This is a genomic window from Escherichia sp. MOD1-EC5433 (assembly GCF_002966005.1).
GTDB lineage: Bacteria > Pseudomonadota > Gammaproteobacteria > Enterobacterales > Enterobacteriaceae > Escherichia > Escherichia ruysiae.
The window spans coordinates 73,617-93,607 of the sequence record NZ_PTRL01000006.1; the positions used below are offsets into that span (position 1 = coordinate 73,617).

The window sequence follows — 19,991 nt, forward strand, 5'->3', positions numbered from 1 at the left end:
GATTATGAAAGCAGTGTTTCATTTTTTAACGTTTATATGCGTGCTGATTTTGAGTGTTACAGCAAAGGCTAACAACACCAGTATTATTGCTGGTAATGAGGGACCACCTACAGGTTTTGCAGGTCCAACTACAGGAGGTAGGGCGACATTTCGTTATTCGGCGGGTACGAACAATCTTGTATTTTATAAACCAACTCAACTTGGCCCAACTGGAGTCATCCTAAATTTTATAGAGCTAGACTCTGCAGGCGTCGACGGAGACGGCGTACTTTTTTGTAATACAAGTAGCAGTGCCAGTGGTGCGCCGATGACTCTAGAGCATAAAATGGTTAATTCAGGCAAAAGTTACGGTGGACATCAATTATTTGAAACTACTGTTCCAGGCCTCTATTACACACTAAAAATATCGAAAATCTGGACGGCCTGGAATACAGTGGCCTCTATCAATGAGTTTTATATTGGTGAACAAGATAAATACATTTTTAGTTTCAATATTAGCAACACAAACCTACAGCGTTATTGCAATAACTATGCAAATAAAGAAGGCTCATACTGGTCTATCGGTGGTATAGTTCAGAATCTCGCCATTGAATTTTATACTGATCAAACATTTAATCCAACAGCTAATCAGCGGGTTGGATTAAAGACCACTTCAAATTATTTATATAGTTTTAAATCCTATAACGCTGGTCGAAATATTAGCAGTGATTATATCTATATCGACTTTAACCTGGTAAACTTATATATTACGTTGCCCACCTGTTTTACATCCGTACTTACCGGTCCCACCGTCAGTGGTTCAACGGTTAATTTAGGGGAGTACACTGCGGGACAAATATCTTCAAATTCAGCGTCGCCAGTCCCCTTTGATATTTCCCTGCAAAACTGTATCCGCATACGCAACATTGAAGCAAAAATGACATCGACAAAAGTTGGGATTTCAAATCGACAGTTGCTGGGTAATACATTAACAAGTTCAGATAGTGCTACGGGCGTTGGCGTTCTTATTGAAGGCTTACCCAACTCTGTACATTCACAAAAAGTTATTCTCGAACCAAATAACAATAGTTCAGTTTACAAAGATTATGAATCTGAAACTGACAGTAGTGGCGGTATTTATCCTGAAATGGATCGGGGAACTTCCCAGCCCCTTCATTTCCAGGCAACATTAAAGCAGGATGGGAGTAACCAGATTACCCCAGGGGAATTTAAAGCGACCAGTACTTTCCAGATCACCTACCCTTGATTCACATAAGGCACATCGTCAGGCAACTGACGATGTGCCCCACTAAAACGATTGCCCCCCCTTCTCCGCCTGATAGAATGCCAACAGATCTGACATTAGCCATCAGGACACGTTATGAAACCGACTACCATTTCCCTGCTGCAAAAATGTAAACAGGACAAAAAACGCTTCGCCACCATCACTGCTTACGACTATAGCTTTGCAAAATTGTTTGCCGATGAAGGAATTAACGTCATGCTGGTGGGTGATTCCCTTGGAATGACGGTTCAGGGACATGACTCCACCCTCCCCGTCACTGTGGAAGATATCGCCTACCACACAACCGCCGTTCGTCGCGGTGCGCCAAACTGTCTGCTGCTGGCTGACCTGCCATTTATGGCTTATGCCACTCCTGAACAAGCATTTGAAAACGCCGCAACTGTCATGCGCGCGGGTGCGAATATGGTCAAAATCGAAGGCGGTGCCTGGCTGGTAGAAACAGTTCAAATGCTGACCGAACGTGCCGTTCCGGTGTGTGGGCATTTGGGCTTAACGCCGCAGTCGGTGAATATTTTCGGCGGTTATAAAGTGCAAGGGCGCGGCGATGCAGGCGACCGTTTACTCAATGACGCATTAGCGTTAGAAGCCGCAGGCGCACAATTGCTGGTGCTGGAATGCGTGCCGGTTGAGCTGGCAAAACGTATTACCGAGGCGCTGGCGATTCCGGTTATCGGTATTGGCGCGGGGAATGTAACCGACGGACAAATCCTCGTGATGCACGACGCATTCGGCATAACCGGTGGTCACATCCCTAAATTCGCCAAAAATTTCCTTGCCGAAGCGGGCGACATCCGCGCGGCTGTGCGGCAGTATATGGCTGAAGTGGAGTCCGGCGTTTACCCGGGCGAAGAACACAGTTTCCATTAAGGAGTCACGTTGTGTTAATTATCGAAACCCTTCCGCTGCTGCGCCAGCAAATTCGCCGCCTGCGTATGGAAGGCAAGCGAGTGGCGCTGGTGCCTACCATGGGTAACCTGCACGATGGCCATATGAAGCTGGTCGATGAAGCCAAAGCCCGCGCCGATGTGGTCGTCGTCAGTATTTTCGTTAACCCGATGCAATTCGACCGCCCGGAAGACCTGGCTCGCTATCCACGCACCTTGCAGGAAGACTGCGAGAAGCTAAACAAACGTAAAGTGGATCTGGTTTTCGCTCCATCAGTAAAAGAGATCTACCCGAACGGTACAGAAACCCACACCTATGTTGACGTTCCGGGGCTGTCCACCATGCTGGAAGGCGCCAGCCGCCCAGGCCATTTCCGTGGCGTTTCGACCATCGTCAGCAAACTGTTCAACCTGGTCCAGCCCGATATCGCCTGCTTCGGTGAAAAAGATTTTCAGCAACTGGCGCTGATCCGCAAAATGGTTGCCGATATGGGCTTTGATATTGAGATTGTCGGTGTGCCAATTATGCGCGCCAAAGACGGTCTGGCGCTCAGTTCTCGTAACGGTTATCTGACGGCAGAACAACGCAAAATTGCGCCAGGTCTGTACAAGGTTTTATGTTCGATTGCAGACAAATTGCAGGCTGGAGAGCGGGATCTTGATGAGATTATTGCTATTGCAGGGCAAGAACTGAATGAAAAAGGTTTCCGCGCCGATGATATTCAGATTCGTGATGCTGACACGTTGCTGGAAGTCACTGAAAACAGTAAACGCGCCGTGATTCTGGTAGCCGCCTGGCTTGGCGATGCTCGCCTGATCGACAACAAAATGGTCGAGCTGGCGTAATATTTAACTGGCGCTACGGCTGATGGTGCCAGTTATTCATTTGCCCACGTCATGGCGATGACGTCTGTAAGCAATTATTCATATCGCAGGCAACTTAGTTAATCAGCTTATCAAGCTCAGCAAAAGGTAAATTTGCCATTTCTGCAACATCGTCTCGAGACATCCCTTTACTCAAAAGACGCTTGGCGAATTCCTGCCTTTCCTTCTGGAGTCCCTCTTGATATCCCTTCTGAAACGCCTCCTGATACGCCTTCTGAAATCCCTTATCTTCAAACCACTGCGCCAACGTCTGCCTGGTTTCTCTCCGTGTCTTTATGTCCATAGGTTCCCTTAATTATCTGGTCAGTTAACAATAACAATTATCTGGCTATAACTGATAATACCGACAACTTAATTACTCAGTTTATCAATCTCAGCAAGAGGTAAATTTGCCATCTCTGCAACGTCTTCCCGAGACATTCCTTTACTCAGAAGACGTTGGGCGAATTCTTGACTTACTTCCTGTCTTACTTCCTGTGTTACCTCCTGTCTCACCGCCTGTCTTACCTCCTGTCTTCCCTTCTCTTCAAACCACTGCGCCAACGTCATCATAGACTCCCCTCCCGATTCCCTGTCTCTCACCACACCGTAAAACAAATCCGCTTGTTCAGTATGACCGCGTTGCAGCATATAGTTTTGCATGGCAACTAACTGACTTCCGCTAGTGTACCCTTCGTCAATCAGCGTGACCAGTTGCTCCAGCAATAACATTAAGTCGCGCTGGCGAATATGTTTTTGCAGCAGTTCGAGGATCGCAATCCGCCGGTGCTGCATGATTTCGTCATCCGGCGTGATGGTGATATCCACCAGCGGGAAAGGGTTGTTGTAGACGCGTCGCGCCAGTTCCGGTGAGTAAAACATATCAAACCAGCACATGGAGAGCGGGTAAGGTGTGGCCTCGCCCTGATAAAACAGAATCGGCACCACCAGCGGCAGCTTATCGTGGTCAGCCTCCAGATGTCGGTGCATGGCAGCAATAGAGTAGCGCATCATGCGAAAGGCCATTTTTTTGTCCGGCTTACTTTGATGCTCAATCACGACATACAGATAGCCGGGATTACCCAGCATTTGCACGGAATAGAGCACGTCGGTGCTGTGCCCTTTCAGGCTCTCTTCGATGAAACTTCCCGACTCCAGATGCAGCGTGTTGAGATCGCAGATCTCACGCAATTCCTCAGGCAGGTGTATGTCGAGGAAGTCGCGAGCGGTATCCGCATGCATTAAAAATTGTTTAAACACCGCGTCATGCGGCGTGGTACTTGGTGCGTCCATCTTACCTGCCTTCCGTGTTGTCTTGCGTGAAGGCAGTATCCAGTCAAGGCACGCAGTCGTCAGCCGCCTCTTTGTTGTTTACCGAGCAGCGTTCAGAGAAATTTCAATCGGTTACAGGCGTTGCATGGCGGGCTTCGGCGCGGTACGCAAACTGCTGATGCAAATGCCGTCAGATGAGTAGACACTAAACAAAAATCGGGCAATACTGCGTGAGAATTTTCTCAAAGCAGGCTCCGCCTGCTTCGTTAACGACAGGGTAGAAAGGTAGAAGTTATGATTCGCACGATGCTGCAGGGCAAACTCCACCGCGTGAAAGTGACTCATGCGGACCTGCACTATGAAGGTTCTTGCGCCATTGACCAGGATTTTCTTGACGCAGCCGGTATTCTCGAAAACGAAGCCATTGATATCTGGAATGTCACCAACGGCAAGCGTTTCTCCACCTACGCCATCGCGGCAGAGCGCGGTTCGAGAATTATTTCTGTCAACGGCGCGGCGGCTCACTGCGCCAGCGTCGGCGATATTGTCATCATCGCCAGCTTCGTCACTATGCCAGATGCCGAAGCCCGTACCTGGCGGCCAAACGTCGCCTACTTTGAAGGCGACAACGAAATGAAACGTACCGCAAAAGCGATCCCGGTTCAGGTTGCCTGATAATCACCCCTGCGGCTGGTTACTCACCAGCCGCGACATCGTCTCCAGCGAATCCGTTCTTAAGATATAAAGCCGTTTTAGCAACAAGGGATTATCCCCCGGTTTAACTTTACCTTTCATGGTCGTCACCGCCAGATGAAATCCGGCATCATTTGCCGCTTTAACCGCTTTGGCATTAAATCCGCCAAACGGATAAGAAAGATACAATACATGCGGATTAAATTGCGTCAGCGCCCGACGTGAACGTTCAAAATCAAACAAAATATTATGCTCACTGCGGCTAAGTAATATGGGGCGGCGATAACCATCCACACGATGCAAAAAATGGGTATGTGACTGGAAATCAAAAATATCGCTGACGTCATGCAGTTCAGAAATACTCATAAACTGTAATGACTGTGGATTCCATTTTTGTGGATGGCGTTTAATACGCGAGGTAATAATAAATGCCGTCGCCTTCATACCGTATTTTTTCAGAATGGGATATGCATACCGACTCACCGACTTCAAACCATCATCAAACGTCAGCACAACCGCGCGAGCGGGTAGATTCATCGAATTACGCAGATATCCTTCCAGTTGATACAAGGTCAACGTGGTATATCTCCTGTCGCGCAACCAGGTCATCTGGTTATTGAATGCACGTACCGAGGTCGTGGTCGAAGTATGCCGAAAACGGGTATTCTCTTCATCGCGTAAAATATGATGGTAGGTCAATACAGGAATACCATTATCCTGCTGCGCATCCAGCGCACTGATATAGGCCAGACGTTCGCCAATACGAATTTGATACCAGGTTTGATTCAGGCGATCTTTCAATTTATTGATAATGGGATAACGCAAGTTATCGGCCAGCACGCCAAATGGCGCACTGCCTGCATCGGGCGCGTTATATACCGGCGTATCTTTCCAGGTAATAAGATTTTGGTTGCTCAGTGGTTTATTCAGATCGCCCAGACCATCTTCAACTTTTTGCCGCCCTTGTACAGGTTCAAGATGGCCTTTATCAATATATCCCGTAGCAAAACCAAAATTGAATTCATAATAATCGGCTGCGGTTGGGATGACCGAAATAATCTGCCCGGCACGAATGTTACCGACTGTTACCGTGTTGTCGCCAATTTTTCCCCAGATAGTCGCATCCTGAGTGGTTTGCATATAACGCGTGGGAAGTGCTGCGCTGACAGCAGATGAAACCAGCAGCACCAGGAAAATTATCTTTTTAATCATGAGGAAACTACCAGGCGAGAAACAACGCAGTTAGTGTAGCAAAATCAGAATGCGATTTAATACTCGAACCAATTGTGCTTGAGGACAAAAGGGGGATTCTTTTGTTGCTGATGCCAGAGGCTACTGACTTCAGGTGCTCCTGATGCCACGATATGCTCTCGAAATGCCGCACTGGACATTGTCTCCCGACAGGGGAGCATCTGCTCAATTAACGGTAACGTCACCCCAGAAATGACTTCACAACGAGAATGCTTGTGGCTTAATAACGACGCAACGCGATAAGGTGCAGCGCCTGCTATATCGGTTAAAAAAATCACCCCATCGCCAGAGTCCGTTTCATGCAGAGCATCGCACATCATGCGGCTAAGCATATTTGAACTTAACCCACGCCAGAAATTCACTGCCCGACACTGGATAAGTGCACCATGTTTTTTTTCCAGCGCATCCAGTATCTCTTGCGCCCTATCGTCGTGACAGGTAATGACCCAACCTAACATCGCTTTCCTCCTTAGCCGAAAATCAGTCTACCCTGACCAGTGTTGATAAAGGGTGATAGCCGTCAAAACTCCCCTCCCCCGCATCCGGAGGAGAGGAGATAGACTTAGCTACGCAAGCCGCGCCCACGCTGGATCAGCGACCAGCAGATCAGATAAAACGCAATAATAAAAACAACCAGTACGCCAAAAGTAGTGACCAGCGGCACATCATTAATGCCGAGGAAGCCGTAGCGGAAACCACTGATCATATAAACGATCGGGTTCAGATGCGACAGCCCCTGCCAGAACGGCGGCAGCAAAGTCAGGGAGTAAAAGACCCCGCCCAAATACGTGAGTGGCGTTAACACAAAGGTTGGCACCAGGCTGATGTCATCGAATGTTTTGGCAAACACACCGTTCAGCAAACCCGCAAGGGAGAACAACACCGCTGTGAGCACCAGCGTTAAAGCAACGAATACCCACGAATGCACCTGAAACGGCACAAAGAACAGCGAGATCGCCGTCACCAGAATACCAACAAACAACCCGCGCGCGACACCACCGCCGACATATCCGGCGATAATCACGTGCGTTGGAACCGGCGCTACCAGCAACTCTTCAATATTACGCTGGAACTTGGCACCAAAAAATGATGATGCAACGTTGGCGTAGGCATTGGTGATCACCGACATCATGATCAGCCCCGGTACGATGAACTGCATATAGCTGAAGCCATGCATATCACCAATGCGCGAACCAATCAGGTTGCCGAAGATAATAAAGTAAAGGGTCATGGTGATGACCGGCGGCACCAGCGTCTGCACCCAGATACGCATAAAGCGATGAATTTCTTTCGCCCAGATGCTTTTTAACGCCACCCAGTAAAGATGCATCATGCGCGATCTCCTTGTTTTTCATTAACCAGTGAAACAAACAGCTCTTCCAGACGGTTGGCTTTGTTACGCATACTTAATACCTGAATGCCCTGCTCGCTTAACTGCGTAAACACACTGTTGATCCCCTGCTCACGCAGCACTTCAACTTCAAGCGTGGCGGTATCTACCAGTCGATACTGATAGCCATCGAGTTTCGGCAACGGGCTTTTCGGCGCCAGATCGAGAATAAAGGTTTCCGATTTCAGCTTCGCCAGCAGCGCCTTCATCGAGGTATTCTCCACCAGTTCACCGTGCTGAATAATGCCGATATTGCGGCACAGCATTTCTGCTTCTTCCAGGTAGTGCGTGGTGAGAATGATGGTGGTGCCTTTGTCGTTTAAATCCTTCAAAAAGCCCCACATTGAGCGGCGAAGTTCGATATCCACGCCTGCTGTCGGTTCATCAAGAATCAGCAGTTTAGGCTCGTGCATCAGTGCGCGTGCAATCATTAAACGGCGCTTCATCCCGCCAGATAACATACGTGCACGTTCGTTACGCTTTCCCCATAGATCGAGCTGTTTAAGATACTTTTCGCTGCGGATGTACGCTTCTTTGCGCTCTACGCCGTAGTACCCCGCCTGATTCACCACTATTTGCTGTACGGTTTCAAACGGGTTGAAGTTAAATTCCTGCGGCACCAGCCCCAACTGGCGTTTGGCGTTGACGACATCTTTTTCAAGATCGTAACCAAATACGCTGACGCGCCCGGAGGTCTTATTTACCAGCGAGCTGATAATACCGATAGTGGTCGATTTCCCGGCCCCATTCGGCCCCAGAAGCGCATAAAAATCACCCGCCTCGACCTGCAAATCTATTCCACGAAGCGCCTGAACGCCGCCTGGATAGGTTTTTTTAAGCTGTTGAAGTTCCAGTGCAATGGTCATAAATTTTTACTTACCTTACGTTCTTACACTTTATCTGTGGTTTAAATCGTCCCGGAGTTGCCCTATATTAGCCAAACGTAATTATTTGGTTACAGGTCGTTAACCTCCATGAAAGACATAGATACACTCATCAGCAATAATGCACTATGGTCAAAAATGCTGGTGGAAGAGGATCCCGGGTTTTTTGAGAAACTGGCACAAGCGCAAAAACCGCGCTTTCTATGGATTGGATGTTCCGACAGTCGCGTTCCTGCAGAACGTTTAACCGGTCTTGAGCCGGGCGAACTCTTTGTTCACCGTAATGTTGCTAACCTGGTCATTCACACCGATCTAAACTGCCTCTCCGTGGTTCAGTATGCAGTGGATGTTCTCGAAGTTGAACATATTATTATCTGTGGCCACTATGGTTGCGGCGGCGTGCAAGCTGCTGTTGAAAACCCGGAACTGGGACTAATCAACAACTGGCTGCTGCACATCCGCGATATCTGGTTCAAACATAGCTCATTGCTCGGCGAAATGCCGCCGGAACGTCGTCTGGATACCCTGTGCGAACTGAACGTAATGGAACAGGTATATAACCTGGGTCACTCCACCATTATGCAATCAGCGTGGAAACGCGGGCAGAAAGTCACCATTCACGGCTGGGCTTACGGCATTCACGACGGCTTACTGCGTGACCTGGATGTCACAGCCACCAACCGCGAAACCCTGGAGCAACGTTACCGCCACGGGATTTCCAACCTCAAGCTGAAGCACATCAACCACAAATAAATTCGCCATGCCGGATGCAACACATCCGGCAAATCCGCACTTACTCGTCCAGCAGAATCACTTTGCCGATATACGGCAGATGGCGGTAACGCTGTGCGTAATCAATACCGTAACCCACCACAAACTCATCCGGGATCGAGAAACCGATAAATTCTACCGGGACGTTCACTTCACGGCGGGACGGTTTATCCAGCAGCGTACAAATCGCCAGCGACTTCGGTTCGCGCAGGCTTAAGATTTCACGCACTTTCGACAGTGTATTACCCGAGTCGATGATATCTTCAACAATCAGCACGTCCTTGCCACGGATATCTTCATCCAGATCTTTGAGGATTTTCACATCACGGGTGGTGGACATGCCGCTACCGTAGCTGGAGGCGGTCATAAAGTCGACTTCATGAGATACCTGAACTTCACGGCACAGGTCCGCCATAAACATAAATGAGCCACGCAGCAGGCCTACCAGCACCATATCGCTGCCGCTGTCTTTGTAACGCTCAGTAATCTGACGACCCAGTTCGGCGATACGCGCTTTAATCTCCGCTTCGGGGATCATTACTTCTACAGTATGTTTCATATCTCTAACCATATGATTTAAAAACAAATCACTTCGCACGGGCTGGCTTCGGCACCGCAGCAAAGCGCAAGACACGCAGTATACCAGTAAAACTATTCATTGGCGGAATCTGTTAATAAAGCTCAAATTGTGATGACGATCACACATGTTAAAACCTATAATTAATTGCTACTAAAATATTAATGAATTGAAATGGTGTTTCTTTATGGCAATTAACAATACCGGCTCGCGACGATTACTCGTCACGCTAACAGCCCTTTTTGCAGCTCTTTGCGGGCTGTATCTTCTCATTGGCGGAGGCTGGCTGGTCGCGATTGGCGGCTCCTGGTACTATCCTATTGCAGGCCTTGTGATGCTCGGCGTCGCCTGGATGCTGTGGCGCAGTAAACGCGCCGCGCTTTGGCTGTACGCGGCTCTGCTGCTCGGCACCATGATTTGGGGCGTCTGGGAAGTCGGTTTCGATTTCTGGGCGCTGACCCCGCGCAGCGACATTCTGGTCTTCTTCGGCATCTGGCTGATCCTGCCGTTTGTCTGGCGTCGCCTGGTCATTCCTTCCAGTGGCGCAGTTGCCGCGCTGGTAGTGGCGTTGCTGATTAGCGGCGGAATTCTCACCTGGGCGGGATTTAACGATCCGCAGGAAATCAATGGCACCTTAAGCGCCGATGCCACACCAGCAGAAGCCATCTCCCCCGTTGCCGATCAGGACTGGCCTGCCTATGGCCGCAATCAGGAAGGCCAACGCTTTTCGCCTCTGAAACAAATTAACGCCGATAACGTCCACAACCTGAAAGAAGCCTGGGTATTTCGCACGGGTGATGTGAAACAGCCGAACGATCCGGGCGAAATCACCAATGAAGTGACGCCAATTAAAGTGGGCGACACGCTTTACCTGTGCACCGCTCACCAGCGCCTGTTTGCACTCGATGCCGCCAGCGGCAAAGAGAAATGGCACTACGATCCTGAGCTGAAAACCAACGAGTCTTTCCAGCACGTAACCTGCCGTGGCGTCTCTTATCATGAAGCCAAAGCTGAAACCGCTTCGCCGGAAGTGATGGCGGATTGCCCGCGTCGTATCATTCTTCCGGTGAATGATGGCCGCCTGATTGCGATTAATGCTGAAAACGGCAAGCTGTGCGAAACCTTCGCCGATAAAGGCGTGCTCAACCTGCAAAGCAATATGCCGGACACGAAGCCGGGTCTGTATGAGCCAACTTCGCCGCCGATTATCACCGATAAAACCATCGTAATGGCCGGTTCAGTCACCGACAACTTCTCAACCCGCGAAACGTCTGGCGTGATCCGTGGTTTTGATGTCAACACCGGGAAGCTGCTGTGGGCTTTTGATCCGGGCGCGAAAGATCCGAACGCGATCCCCTCTGACGAACACACATTTACTTTTAACTCGCCAAACTCCTGGGCACCTGCGGCCTATGACGCGAAGCTGGATCTGGTGTATTTGCCGATGGGCGTGACCACGCCAGATATCTGGGGCGGTAACCGCACTCCGGAACAGGAACGTTATGCCAGCTCGATTCTGGCGCTGAATGCGACTACCGGGAAACTGGCGTGGAGCTACCAGACCGTTCACCACGACCTGTGGGATATGGATCTTCCGGCACAGCCGACGCTGGCGGATATCACCGTTAATGGTCAGAAGGTGCCGGTTATTTATGCTCCTGCGAAAACCGGCAACATTTTTGTGCTCGATCGTCGTAATGGTGAACTGGTGGTTCCTGCCCCGGAAAAACCAGTGCCACAAGGCGCAGCGAAAGGCGATTACGTTACCCCGACCCAACCGTTCTCTGAACTGAGCTTCCGTCCGACGAAAGATTTGAGCGGCGCGGATATGTGGGGCGCTACCATGTTTGACCAACTGGTGTGCCGCGTGATGTTCCACCAGATGCGCTATGAAGGCATTTTCACCCCACCATCTGAACAGGGTACGCTGGTATTCCCGGGTAACCTGGGGATGTTCGAATGGGGCGGGATTTCCGTTGATCCGAATCGTGAAGTGGCAATTGCCAACCCAATGGCGCTGCCATTTGTTTCGAAACTGATCCCGCGCGGCCCTGGCAACCCAATGGAACAACCGAAAGATGCCAAAGGCACGGGTACGGAATCCGGTATTCAGCCGCAGTACGGTGTACCGTATGGCGTCACGCTCAATCCGTTCCTTTCACCATTTGGTCTGCCGTGTAAACAGCCAGCATGGGGTTATATTTCGGCGCTGGATCTGAAAACCAATGAAGTGGTGTGGAAGAAACGTATTGGTACGCCGCAGGACAGTATGCCGTTCCCGATGCCGGTTCCGGTGCCGTTCAACATGGGTATGCCGATGCTTGGCGGACCAATCTCCACGGCAGGTAACGTGCTGTTTATTGCCGCTACGGCAGATAACTACCTGCGCGCTTACAACATGAGCAACGGTGAAAAACTGTGGCAGGGTCGTCTACCAGCGGGCGGTCAGGCAACACCGATGACCTATGAAGTGAATGGTAAGCAGTATGTGGTGATCTCCGCAGGCGGTCACGGTTCATTTGGTACGAAGATGGGCGACTATATTGTGGCTTATGCGCTGCCGGATGATGTGAAGTAAGATTCGCTCAGATTACTGACAAAGTGCGCTTTGTTCATGCCGGATGCGGCGTAAACGCCTTATTCGGCCTACAAAATCGTATGGTGCGTAGGCCTGATAAGCGTAGCGCATCAGGCAGTTTTGCGTTTGTCATCAGTTTAAAGCCCGGAGAGATCCGGGCATCTTCCCGAATACAGTATTTTTACACCGTAAACCCTAACATCATCCCCGTATCTTCATGCTCCAGCAGATGGCAGTGCGCCATATAAGCGTGTTCTTTCGGGGCATCGTGATTAAACTTCACCAGCACTTCGCTGACATTACCTTCCACCTTAACGGTATCTTTCCAGCCTGCGCGATGCGTCGCTGGCGGTTTGCCATTTTCTGACAAGATACGGAACTGCGTACCGTGGATATGGAACGGATGCAGCATCATGTCACCCACGCCAGAAATAACCCAACGCTCGTACTGCCCTTTCGCCGCCGCAAACATCGGCTTGTTCATATCGAACGCCTGACCGTTGATTTTATTGGCATGGTGGAAATCGAACTTCCCGCCGTGGTTCATATGATTCATATTGCCGTGCCCCATATGCCCCATCATCTGACTGTGATCCATCCCGGCCATCGCCTGATCGCCATATTTCTCCATCAGCATCTGCATCCCCATCATATCGAGCATCGGGTCCATAGAGAGTTGCAGTTTGCGTACCGTTAATCCGTCCAGCGAAGGTAAAACAGGCAGGCTACTTAACGCGTCAGGTAAGGCACCTGAAGCACTAATGGCAATCGGCTGAATACGCATTACCGGATGCGGCTTGTCAAACGGCGCAATCGCCATCCCCATCTGGCTGACCGGTAGCGTCACCAGATCAAACGGTTTGTTGTCGTTAACCTCCACCAGCACTTCAAAACGCTCACCCATCAGCACCGGCAGCTCGCTCACCTTCACCGGTTCAGGCAGCAGACCACCGTCGCTGGCAATCACATACAGCGGGCGATTGTCGCTGGTGGCGAAATTGAGCGAGCGGGCATTACAGCCATTGAGCAAACGCAGACGCAGCCAGCCACGCGGAGCAGCATGTTGCGGGTAGATAGCACCGTTGGTCAGCAGCGTATCGCCAAACCAGCCCACGGCGGCGGTCATCACATTCAGTTGATAATCAATCTGCCCGTCAGCGTTAAATTTTTTATCCTGAACAATCACCGGGACATCATCAATACCCCACTGTTTTGGCAGCATTAATTTCAGGATCTCGTCATCTTCAATCACCACCAGACCAGCCAGCCCCATCGCCACCTGACGCCCGGTTTTGCCGTGTTGATGCGGATGGAACCAGCAGGTAGCGGCAGGTTGATCAACGTTCAACGTCACCGTGCGTTTACCGCCAGGCGGAATAATCCCCTGCGGGCCGCCGTCCACTTCACCCGGCACTTCCAGCCCGTGCCAGTGCAACGTCGTCTCTTCCGCCAGTTGGTTATAGATATCAACCGTTACCGCTTTGCCGCGCTGTAATTTCACCGCCGGCCCCAGCAGATTGCCGTTGTAACCCCAGGTGGTCGCCGTTTTCCCAGCAAAGCTGGACTGGCCTTCACCAATAGTTAACTGAATACGATTACGGGCATCGGTCGTGAGCAAATCAGGGATCGGTAACGTTGGACGATCCGCCGCAAATACTGCGCGGCTCCATAGCGGCAAGGCCGAAGCCACGCCCAGCGCGACGGAATATTTTAAGAAATCACGACGTTGCATAGTTATTTCCTTATTCTTAAGCAGGCGAAACAAAATCAAACGTTGAGCATAGTCCTTCCCCTTACAGGAAGGTCAAGCCACAGACACAATTTAATCCACAATAATGGTCGTCGCCTCGCTCGCAGTGTGCTAACGTTTATCATCTTTAAGTCCTGGTAGAAGCAATGAAGACGTTTTTCAGAACAGTATTATTCGGCAGCCTGATGGCTGTATGCGCAAACAGTTACGCGCTCAGCGAGTCTGAAGCCGAAGATATGGCCGATTTAACGGCTGTTTTTGTTTTTCTGAAGAACGATTGCGGTTACCAGAACTTACCTAACGGGCAAATTCGTCGCGCACTGGTCTTTTTCGCCCAGCAAAACCAGTGGGATCTCAGCAACTACGACACCTTCGACATGAAATCTCTCGGTGAAGATAGCTATCGAGATCTCAGCGGTATTGGTATTCCCGTCGCTAAAAAGTGCAAAGCCCTGGCTCGCGATTCCTTAAGCCTGCTTGCCTACGTCAAATAATCCCTGATACCTTTTTGTAGAAATATTGACCGTGCATCTGCGGTCAATGTTAGCTATTATGTTGCGCCCTTTTTTTACGGGTGTTAACAAAGGAGGTATCAACCCATGGCCGAAAAAAAACGGTGGCATGAAACGCTACACGACCAGTTTGGGCAGTACTTTGCTGTAGATAATGTTCTGTATCATGAAAAGACCGATCACCAGGATCTGATCATTTTTGAGAACGCCGCATTTGGTCGCGTGATGGCGCTGGATGGCGTAGTACAAACCACCGAGCGCGACGAGTTTATCTATCATGAGATGATGACCCATGTTCCGCTACTGGCTCACGGTCACGCGAAACATGTGCTGATCATCGGCGGCGGTGACGGTGCCATGCTGCGAGAAGTGACCCGGCATAAAAACGTTGAGTCAATCACGATGGTGGAAATCGATGCGGGTGTCGTGTCGTTCTGCCGTCAGTATCTGCCAAACCATAACGCCGGTAGCTACGACGATCCGCGCTTTAAACTGGTGATCGACGATGGCGTCAATTTCGTTAATCAAACCAGCCAGACCTTCGACGTGATCATCTCCGACTGTACCGATCCCATCGGTCCCGGCGAAAGCCTGTTCACCTCAGCATTTTATGAAGGTTGCAAACGCTGCCTGAATCCTGGCGGTATTTTCGTCGCGCAGAACGGCGTCTGCTTTTTACAGCAGGAAGAGGCCATCGACAGCCATCGCAAACTCAGCCATTACTTCAGCGACGTTGGCTTTTATCAGGCGGCGATCCCGACCTATTACGGCGGCATCATGACCTTTGCATGGGCGACAGATAACGACGCCTTACGCCATCTCTCTACCGAAATTATTCAGGCGCGTTTTCTCGCTTCTGGCCTGAAATGCCGTTATTACAACCCGGCAGTCCATACGGCAGCTTTTGCCTTACCTCAGTATCTGCAAGACGCACTGGCTTCACAGCCGTCCTAAGGAGAAGATAAGAAATTGAAAAAACTGAAACTGCATGGCTTTAATAATCTGACCAAAAGTCTGAGTTTTTGTATTTACGATATCTGCTACGCCAAAACCGCCGAAGAGCGCGACGGTTATATTGCTTATATCGATGAACTCTATAATGCCAACCGTCTGACCGAAATCCTGTCAGAAACCTGTTCCATTATCGGAGCCAATATTCTTAACATCGCCCGCCAGGATTACGAACCACAGGGTGCCAGCGTCACTATTCTGGTGAGCGAAGAGCCGGTTGATCCGAAACTTATCGACAAAACAGAACACCCCGGCCCGCTGCCAGAAGCCGTGGTTGCCCATCTCGATAAAAGTCATATTTGCGTACATACCTACCCGGAAAGCCATCCTGAAGGCGGTTTATGTACCTTCCGCGCCGACATAGAAGTCTCCACCTGCGGCGTGATTTCCCCGCTGAAGGCGCTGAATTACCTGATCCACCAGCTTGAGTCTGATATCGTAACCATTGATTATCGCGTGCGCGGTTTTACCCGTGACATCAACGGAATGAAGCACTTTATCGACCATGAGATTAATTCGATTCAGAACTTTATGTCTGAGGATATGAAGGCGCTGTATGACATGGTGGATGTAAACGTCTATCAGGAAAATATCTTCCATACCAAGATGTTGCTTAAAGAGTTCGACCTTAAGCACTACATGTTCCACACCAAACCGGAAGATTTGACCGACAGCGAGCGCAAAGAAATTACCGCTGCGCTGTGGAAAGAAATGCGCGAGATTTATTACGGGCGCAATATGCCAGCTATTTAACGGCTCAGGCGGAGCACCGAGGCTCCGCCTGATTTAGTTACTTCTGTTGCACGAAATTGCGGTAAGCCGCCACCACCTGAAGAAAATCCTCAACGCCGCACAGCGACAGGCTTTCTTCGTCGTAGTAGTTCATCCCCTCTTCCATTTCATCGCCAGCGAATTCCAGTTGATTGGCGCGAATCATCACCTCTTCGCCGTCCATCCATAGCGTGTACTCATGCCCTGCCCGCTGCCAGGAACGTTCGCTACCTTTGAGCGTGCGCGCGGCGTCTTCCACTTCATCAAGCAAGGCCAGGTTTTCTTTCACCTCTTCATTAAACCAGTGCCCGACCACTTCATGCCCCATGGACATACGCACCTTTACCACTCCGGTAATATCGCGCAGAAATTCGTAATCCATAGTGTGTTCCTCTGCTCCCGGCAATGCGCCGAAATCGCATTGCGCCATTGATGTAATTATCGCAGCCTTACCGGAGAAAAACAGCGGAACGGCGATGGTTTAGAAATAAAAAAATGCCCGGGAATCACATTCTCCGGGCATTGTCTCGTTTATGCGCAGCGCGTGCGCTGACTTTTTAAACCGCAGTCTGGAAAATCACCCCATCCGCTTTTTCGGTGTACTGAGAAAGCTGGTTGAAGTTCAGATAACGGTAAGTATCAACGGCAGTTTTATCTACCTGCGCAACGTAGGTCTGGTACTCCTCCGGCGTTGGCAGTTTGCCAAGAAGTGCCGCGACAGCAGCCAGCTCCGCAGAAGCCAGGAAGACGTTCGCGCCAGTACCCAGACGGTTTGGGAAGTTACGGGTAGAGGTGGAAACCACCGTCGCACCGTCCGCCACACGCGCCTGGTTACCCATACACAGGGAACAGCCCGGGATCTCAATACGCGCGCCGCTCTTACCGAAGACGCTGTAGTAGCCTTCTTCCGTCAGCTGCGCAGCATCCATACGGGTTGGCGGTGCTACCCACAGGCGGGTCGGCAACTGTCCTTTATGCGCATCCAGCAGTTTACCGGCGGCACGGAAGTGACCGATGTTGGTCATGCAGGAACCGATAAACACTTCGTCGATCTTCTCACCCTGTACCGCAGACAGCGGACGTGCGTCGTCTGGATCGTTCGGTGCACAGAGGATTGGCTCTTTAATATCAGCCAGATCGATGTCGATCACTGCCGCGTATTCCGCATCCGCATCGGCTTCCAGCAGCTCAGGATTCGCCAGCCATTTTTCCATGCCCTGAATACGACGTTCGAGGGTACGACGATCGCCGTAACCTTCCGCGATCATCCACTTCAGCAGAACGATGTTGGAGTTCAGGTATTCGATAATCGGCTCTTTGTTCAGCTTAATGGTACAACCGGCAGCGGAACGCTCGGCGGACGCATCGGTCAGCTCAAATGCCTGCTCAACTTTCAGATCCGGCAGACCTTCAATTTCCAGAATGCGACCAGAGAAGATGTTTTTCTTACCTTTTTTCTCAACGGTCAGCAGACCTTGTTTGATCGCATACAGCGGGATCGCGTGTACCAGATCGCGCAGGGTAATGCCCGGCTGCATTTTGCCTTTGAAGCGCACCAGAACGGATTCCGGCATATCCAGCGGCATAACGCCAGTCGCGGCAGCAAATGCCACCAGACCAGAACCCGCCGGGAAGGAGATACCAATCGGGAAACGAGTATGAGAGTCACCGCCAGTACCCACGGTATCCGGCAGCAGCATACGGTTCAGCCAGGAGTGGATTACGCCATCACCCGGACGCAGCGACACACCGCCACGGTTCATAATGAAGTCCGGCAGCGTGTGGTGTGTGTTAACGTCAACCGGCTTCGGATAAGCCGCTGTGTGACAGAAAGACTGCATCACCAGGTCAGCCGAGAAGCCCAGGCACGCCAGGTCTTTCAGTTCATCACGGGTCATTGGGCCGGTGGTGTCCTGAGAACCGACCGAAGTCATTTTCGGCTCACAGTAAGCGCCCGGACGAATGCCTTTCACGCCACAGGCACGACCAACCATTTTCTGCGCCAGCGAGAAGCCGCGATCGCTTTCAGCGACATCTTTCGCCTGACGGAAGACATCGCTGTGCGGCAGACCAAGTGCTTCACGCGCTTTGGTGGTCAGGCCACGACCGATAATCAGCGGAATACGACCACCCGCACGTACTTCATCGATCAGTACGTCAGTTTTCAGTTCGAAGGTCGCCAGCAGTTCGTTGGTTTCGTGGTTACGTACTTCACCTTTGTAAGGGTAAACGTCAATCACGTCGCCCATATTCAGGTTAGAAACATCCACTTCAATTGGCAGTGCGCCGGCATCTTCCATCGTGTTAAAGAAGATTGGTGCAATTTTGCCGCCGAGGCACAGTCCGCCACCGCGTTTGTTTGGCACATGCGGAATATCATCGCCCATAAACCACAGTACGGAGTTAGTGGCGGATTTACGCGAAGAACCCGTGCCCACAACGTCACCGACGTACGCCAGCGGGAAACCTTTCTGTTGCAGGGCTTCAATCTGTTTGATCGGCCCAACAACGCCTGGCTGGTCTGGCTCAATACCTTCACGGGCATTTTTCAGCATCGCCAGCGCGTGCAGTGGGATATCCGGGCGTGACCACGCATCCGGTGCCGGAGAGAGGTCATCAGTGTTGGTTTCGCCGGTAACTTTGAAAACGGTAACGGTCAGTTTTTCAGCCAGCGCCGGGCGATTCAGGAACCATTCGGCATCCGCCCAGGACTGCATAACCTGCTTCGCGTATTTGTTGCCTGCTTTAGCTTTTTCTTCTACATCATAGAAGTTATCGAACATCAGCAGCGTATGAGACAGTGCTTTGGCGGCAATTGGCGCCAGTTTGGCATCGTCCAGCGCATCGATCAGCGGATGAATGTTGTAACCACCCTGCATGGTGCCCAGCAGTTCAATGGCTTTTTCTGGAGTCAACAGTGGGGATTTGGCTTCGCCTTTCGCGACAGCAGCAAGGAAACCAGCTTTTACATAGGCGGCTTCATCGACGCCAGGGGGAACTCGGTTGGTTAACAGATCTAACAGGAATTCTTCTTCGCCCGCAGGCGGGTTTTTCAGCAGCTCTACAAGCGCGGCCATTTGGTTTGCATCCAGGGGCTTGGGCGCAATCCCCTCAGCGGCACGCTCAGCTACGTGCTTACGGTATTCTTCTAGCACGACGGTTCTCCTCGCTCTCATTGTCATAGTGCGGCAGGCGATTCTCTTCACGCTCCTGTGAGACAGCAGTTTGTAGGGTAAATGCCCAGTACCGCAACGGGCAGAATAGCAGGATTTTGACGATGTGTTAATCTGTTTACAAAAAAGCAACATAAAAAAGTGGCTGAATCGTTAAGGATGGTCTAGAGATTGTTTCCCTTCGTAAAAACTTCGTTAATTCGCATGGTGATAATCACCTTTCTCAACGAATCCCAAGATTAGTCAAAATTTAAACTACCGCCTCTTTATACTCGGATTCACAGCACCTGCGGGTGGCAGTTCGCCGACCATTGCGATTTCCTTG

The 19,991-nt window shown here is 50.7% G+C and carries 19 protein-coding genes; 9 read left to right on the forward strand and 10 right to left on the reverse strand.

Features of this window, described 5'->3' with window-relative positions; all coding sequences use genetic code 11:
* Positions 1-4 precede the first annotated feature (4 nt).
* The 3 genes from C3D30_RS13590 to panC all read left to right on the forward strand — a co-directional run bounded on the left by C3D30_RS13590 (position 5) and on the right by panC (position 3,015).
* Positions 5-1,246 carry a fimbrial-like adhesin gene (locus tag C3D30_RS13590; protein ID WP_105286986.1) on the forward strand — a complete coding sequence of 414 codons (1,242 nt, stop codon included), beginning with the start codon at positions 5-7 and terminating at the stop codon, positions 1,244-1,246.
* Positions 1,247-1,360: 114 nt separating this feature from the next.
* The gene (gene panB, locus C3D30_RS13595; protein ID WP_105286987.1) at positions 1,361-2,152 is read left to right on the forward strand and encodes a 3-methyl-2-oxobutanoate hydroxymethyltransferase; all 792 of its coding nucleotides are present in this window, start codon (positions 1,361-1,363) and stop codon (positions 2,150-2,152) included.
* Positions 2,153-2,163: 11 nt separating this feature from the next.
* The gene (panC, locus tag C3D30_RS13600) at positions 2,164-3,015 is read left to right on the forward strand and encodes a pantoate--beta-alanine ligase (RefSeq protein ID WP_000905367.1); all 852 of its coding nucleotides are present in this window, start codon (positions 2,164-2,166) and stop codon (positions 3,013-3,015) included.
* A 94-nt stretch (positions 3,016-3,109) separates the two neighbouring features.
* On the opposite strand, the gene C3D30_RS13605 is transcribed toward panC, so the two are convergent.
* Together C3D30_RS13605 and C3D30_RS13610 are read right to left on the reverse strand one after the other, a co-directional pair.
* Entirely contained in the window at positions 3,110-3,337 is a 228-nt protein-coding gene (locus C3D30_RS13605; RefSeq protein ID WP_105286988.1) for a hypothetical protein, read from the reverse strand.
* Positions 3,338-3,405: 68 nt separating this feature from the next.
* Positions 3,406-4,326: an Rpn family recombination-promoting nuclease/putative transposase gene (locus C3D30_RS13610; protein WP_000339895.1), complete on the reverse strand. Its 921-nt coding sequence runs from the start codon at positions 4,324-4,326 to the stop codon at positions 3,406-3,408.
* 273 nt (positions 4,327-4,599) lie between these two features.
* On the opposite strand from C3D30_RS13610, the gene panD reads away from it, so the two are divergent.
* On the forward strand, positions 4,600-4,980 hold the full coding sequence (gene panD, locus C3D30_RS13625; RefSeq protein ID WP_000621508.1) for an aspartate 1-decarboxylase: 381 nt from the start codon (positions 4,600-4,602) through the stop codon (positions 4,978-4,980).
* A 3-nt stretch (positions 4,981-4,983) separates the two neighbouring features.
* Here panD and C3D30_RS13630 read toward each other — a convergent pair whose 3' ends face one another.
* From C3D30_RS13630 to C3D30_RS13645, 4 genes are all read right to left on the reverse strand, one after another.
* Positions 4,984-6,210 (reverse strand): polysaccharide deacetylase family protein, encoded by a 1,227-nt coding sequence (locus C3D30_RS13630; protein ID WP_105286989.1) that lies wholly within the window; start codon positions 6,208-6,210, stop codon positions 4,984-4,986.
* A 56-nt stretch (positions 6,211-6,266) separates the two neighbouring features.
* Complete coding sequence (locus C3D30_RS13635) at positions 6,267-6,707, reverse strand: PTS sugar transporter subunit IIA (RefSeq protein ID WP_000901973.1); 441 nt, start codon at positions 6,705-6,707, stop codon at positions 6,267-6,269.
* A gap of 104 nt (positions 6,708-6,811) precedes the next feature.
* Positions 6,812-7,582 (reverse strand): ABC transporter permease, encoded by a 771-nt coding sequence (locus C3D30_RS13640; RefSeq protein WP_000972201.1) that lies wholly within the window; start codon positions 7,580-7,582, stop codon positions 6,812-6,814.
* Positions 7,579-8,505: an ABC transporter ATP-binding protein gene (locus tag C3D30_RS13645; RefSeq protein ID WP_000150637.1), complete on the reverse strand. Its 927-nt coding sequence runs from the start codon at positions 8,503-8,505 to the stop codon at positions 7,579-7,581. The genes C3D30_RS13640 and C3D30_RS13645 overlap by 4 nt, the downstream gene beginning before the upstream one ends.
* 108 nt (positions 8,506-8,613) lie before the next feature.
* Here C3D30_RS13645 and can point away from each other — a divergent pair, with 108 nt between their 5' ends.
* Positions 8,614-9,276 (forward strand): carbonate dehydratase, encoded by a 663-nt coding sequence (gene can, locus C3D30_RS13650; RefSeq protein ID WP_000651596.1) that lies wholly within the window; start codon positions 8,614-8,616, stop codon positions 9,274-9,276.
* A gap of 40 nt (positions 9,277-9,316) precedes the next feature.
* Here the strand turns inward: can and hpt are convergent, their stop codons facing one another.
* The gene (gene hpt / locus C3D30_RS13655; protein WP_000683335.1) at positions 9,317-9,853 is read right to left on the reverse strand and encodes a hypoxanthine phosphoribosyltransferase; all 537 of its coding nucleotides are present in this window, start codon (positions 9,851-9,853) and stop codon (positions 9,317-9,319) included.
* A gap of 205 nt (positions 9,854-10,058) precedes the next feature.
* On the opposite strand from hpt, the gene gcd reads away from it, so the two are divergent.
* Complete coding sequence (gene gcd / locus C3D30_RS13660) at positions 10,059-12,449, forward strand: quinoprotein glucose dehydrogenase (RefSeq protein ID WP_105286990.1); 2,391 nt, start codon at positions 10,059-10,061, stop codon at positions 12,447-12,449.
* A 181-nt stretch (positions 12,450-12,630) separates the two neighbouring features.
* On the opposite strand, the gene cueO is transcribed toward gcd, so the two are convergent.
* Positions 12,631-14,181, reverse strand: coding sequence for a multicopper oxidase CueO (cueO, locus tag C3D30_RS13665; RefSeq protein WP_105286991.1), 1,551 nt, complete (start codon positions 14,179-14,181; stop codon positions 12,631-12,633).
* Positions 14,182-14,345: 164 nt separating this feature from the next.
* Here cueO and C3D30_RS13670 point away from each other — a divergent pair, with 164 nt between their 5' ends.
* From C3D30_RS13670 to speD, 3 genes are all read left to right on the forward strand, one after another.
* The gene (locus tag C3D30_RS13670; protein ID WP_000846617.1) at positions 14,346-14,693 is read left to right on the forward strand and encodes a YacC family pilotin-like protein; all 348 of its coding nucleotides are present in this window, start codon (positions 14,346-14,348) and stop codon (positions 14,691-14,693) included.
* Between the two features lie 105 nt (positions 14,694-14,798).
* Positions 14,799-15,665 carry a polyamine aminopropyltransferase gene (gene speE / locus C3D30_RS13675; protein ID WP_000818482.1) on the forward strand — a complete coding sequence of 289 codons (867 nt, stop codon included), beginning with the start codon at positions 14,799-14,801 and terminating at the stop codon, positions 15,663-15,665.
* 15 nt (positions 15,666-15,680) lie between these two features.
* A complete protein-coding gene (speD, locus tag C3D30_RS13680) occupies positions 15,681-16,475 on the forward strand; it encodes an adenosylmethionine decarboxylase (RefSeq protein ID WP_000734283.1) in 795 nt (264 codons plus the stop codon).
* 37 nt (positions 16,476-16,512) lie between these two features.
* On the opposite strand, the gene yacL is transcribed toward speD, so the two are convergent.
* Positions 16,513-16,875 carry a protein YacL gene (gene yacL / locus C3D30_RS13685; protein ID WP_010350025.1) on the reverse strand — a complete coding sequence of 121 codons (363 nt, stop codon included), beginning with the start codon at positions 16,873-16,875 and terminating at the stop codon, positions 16,513-16,515.
* Between the two features lie 175 nt (positions 16,876-17,050).
* On the reverse strand, positions 17,051-19,648 hold the full coding sequence (gene acnB / locus C3D30_RS13690) for a bifunctional aconitate hydratase 2/2-methylisocitrate dehydratase (protein WP_010350028.1): 2,598 nt from the start codon (positions 19,646-19,648) through the stop codon (positions 17,051-17,053).
* Between the last annotated feature and the right edge of the window lie 343 nt (positions 19,649-19,991).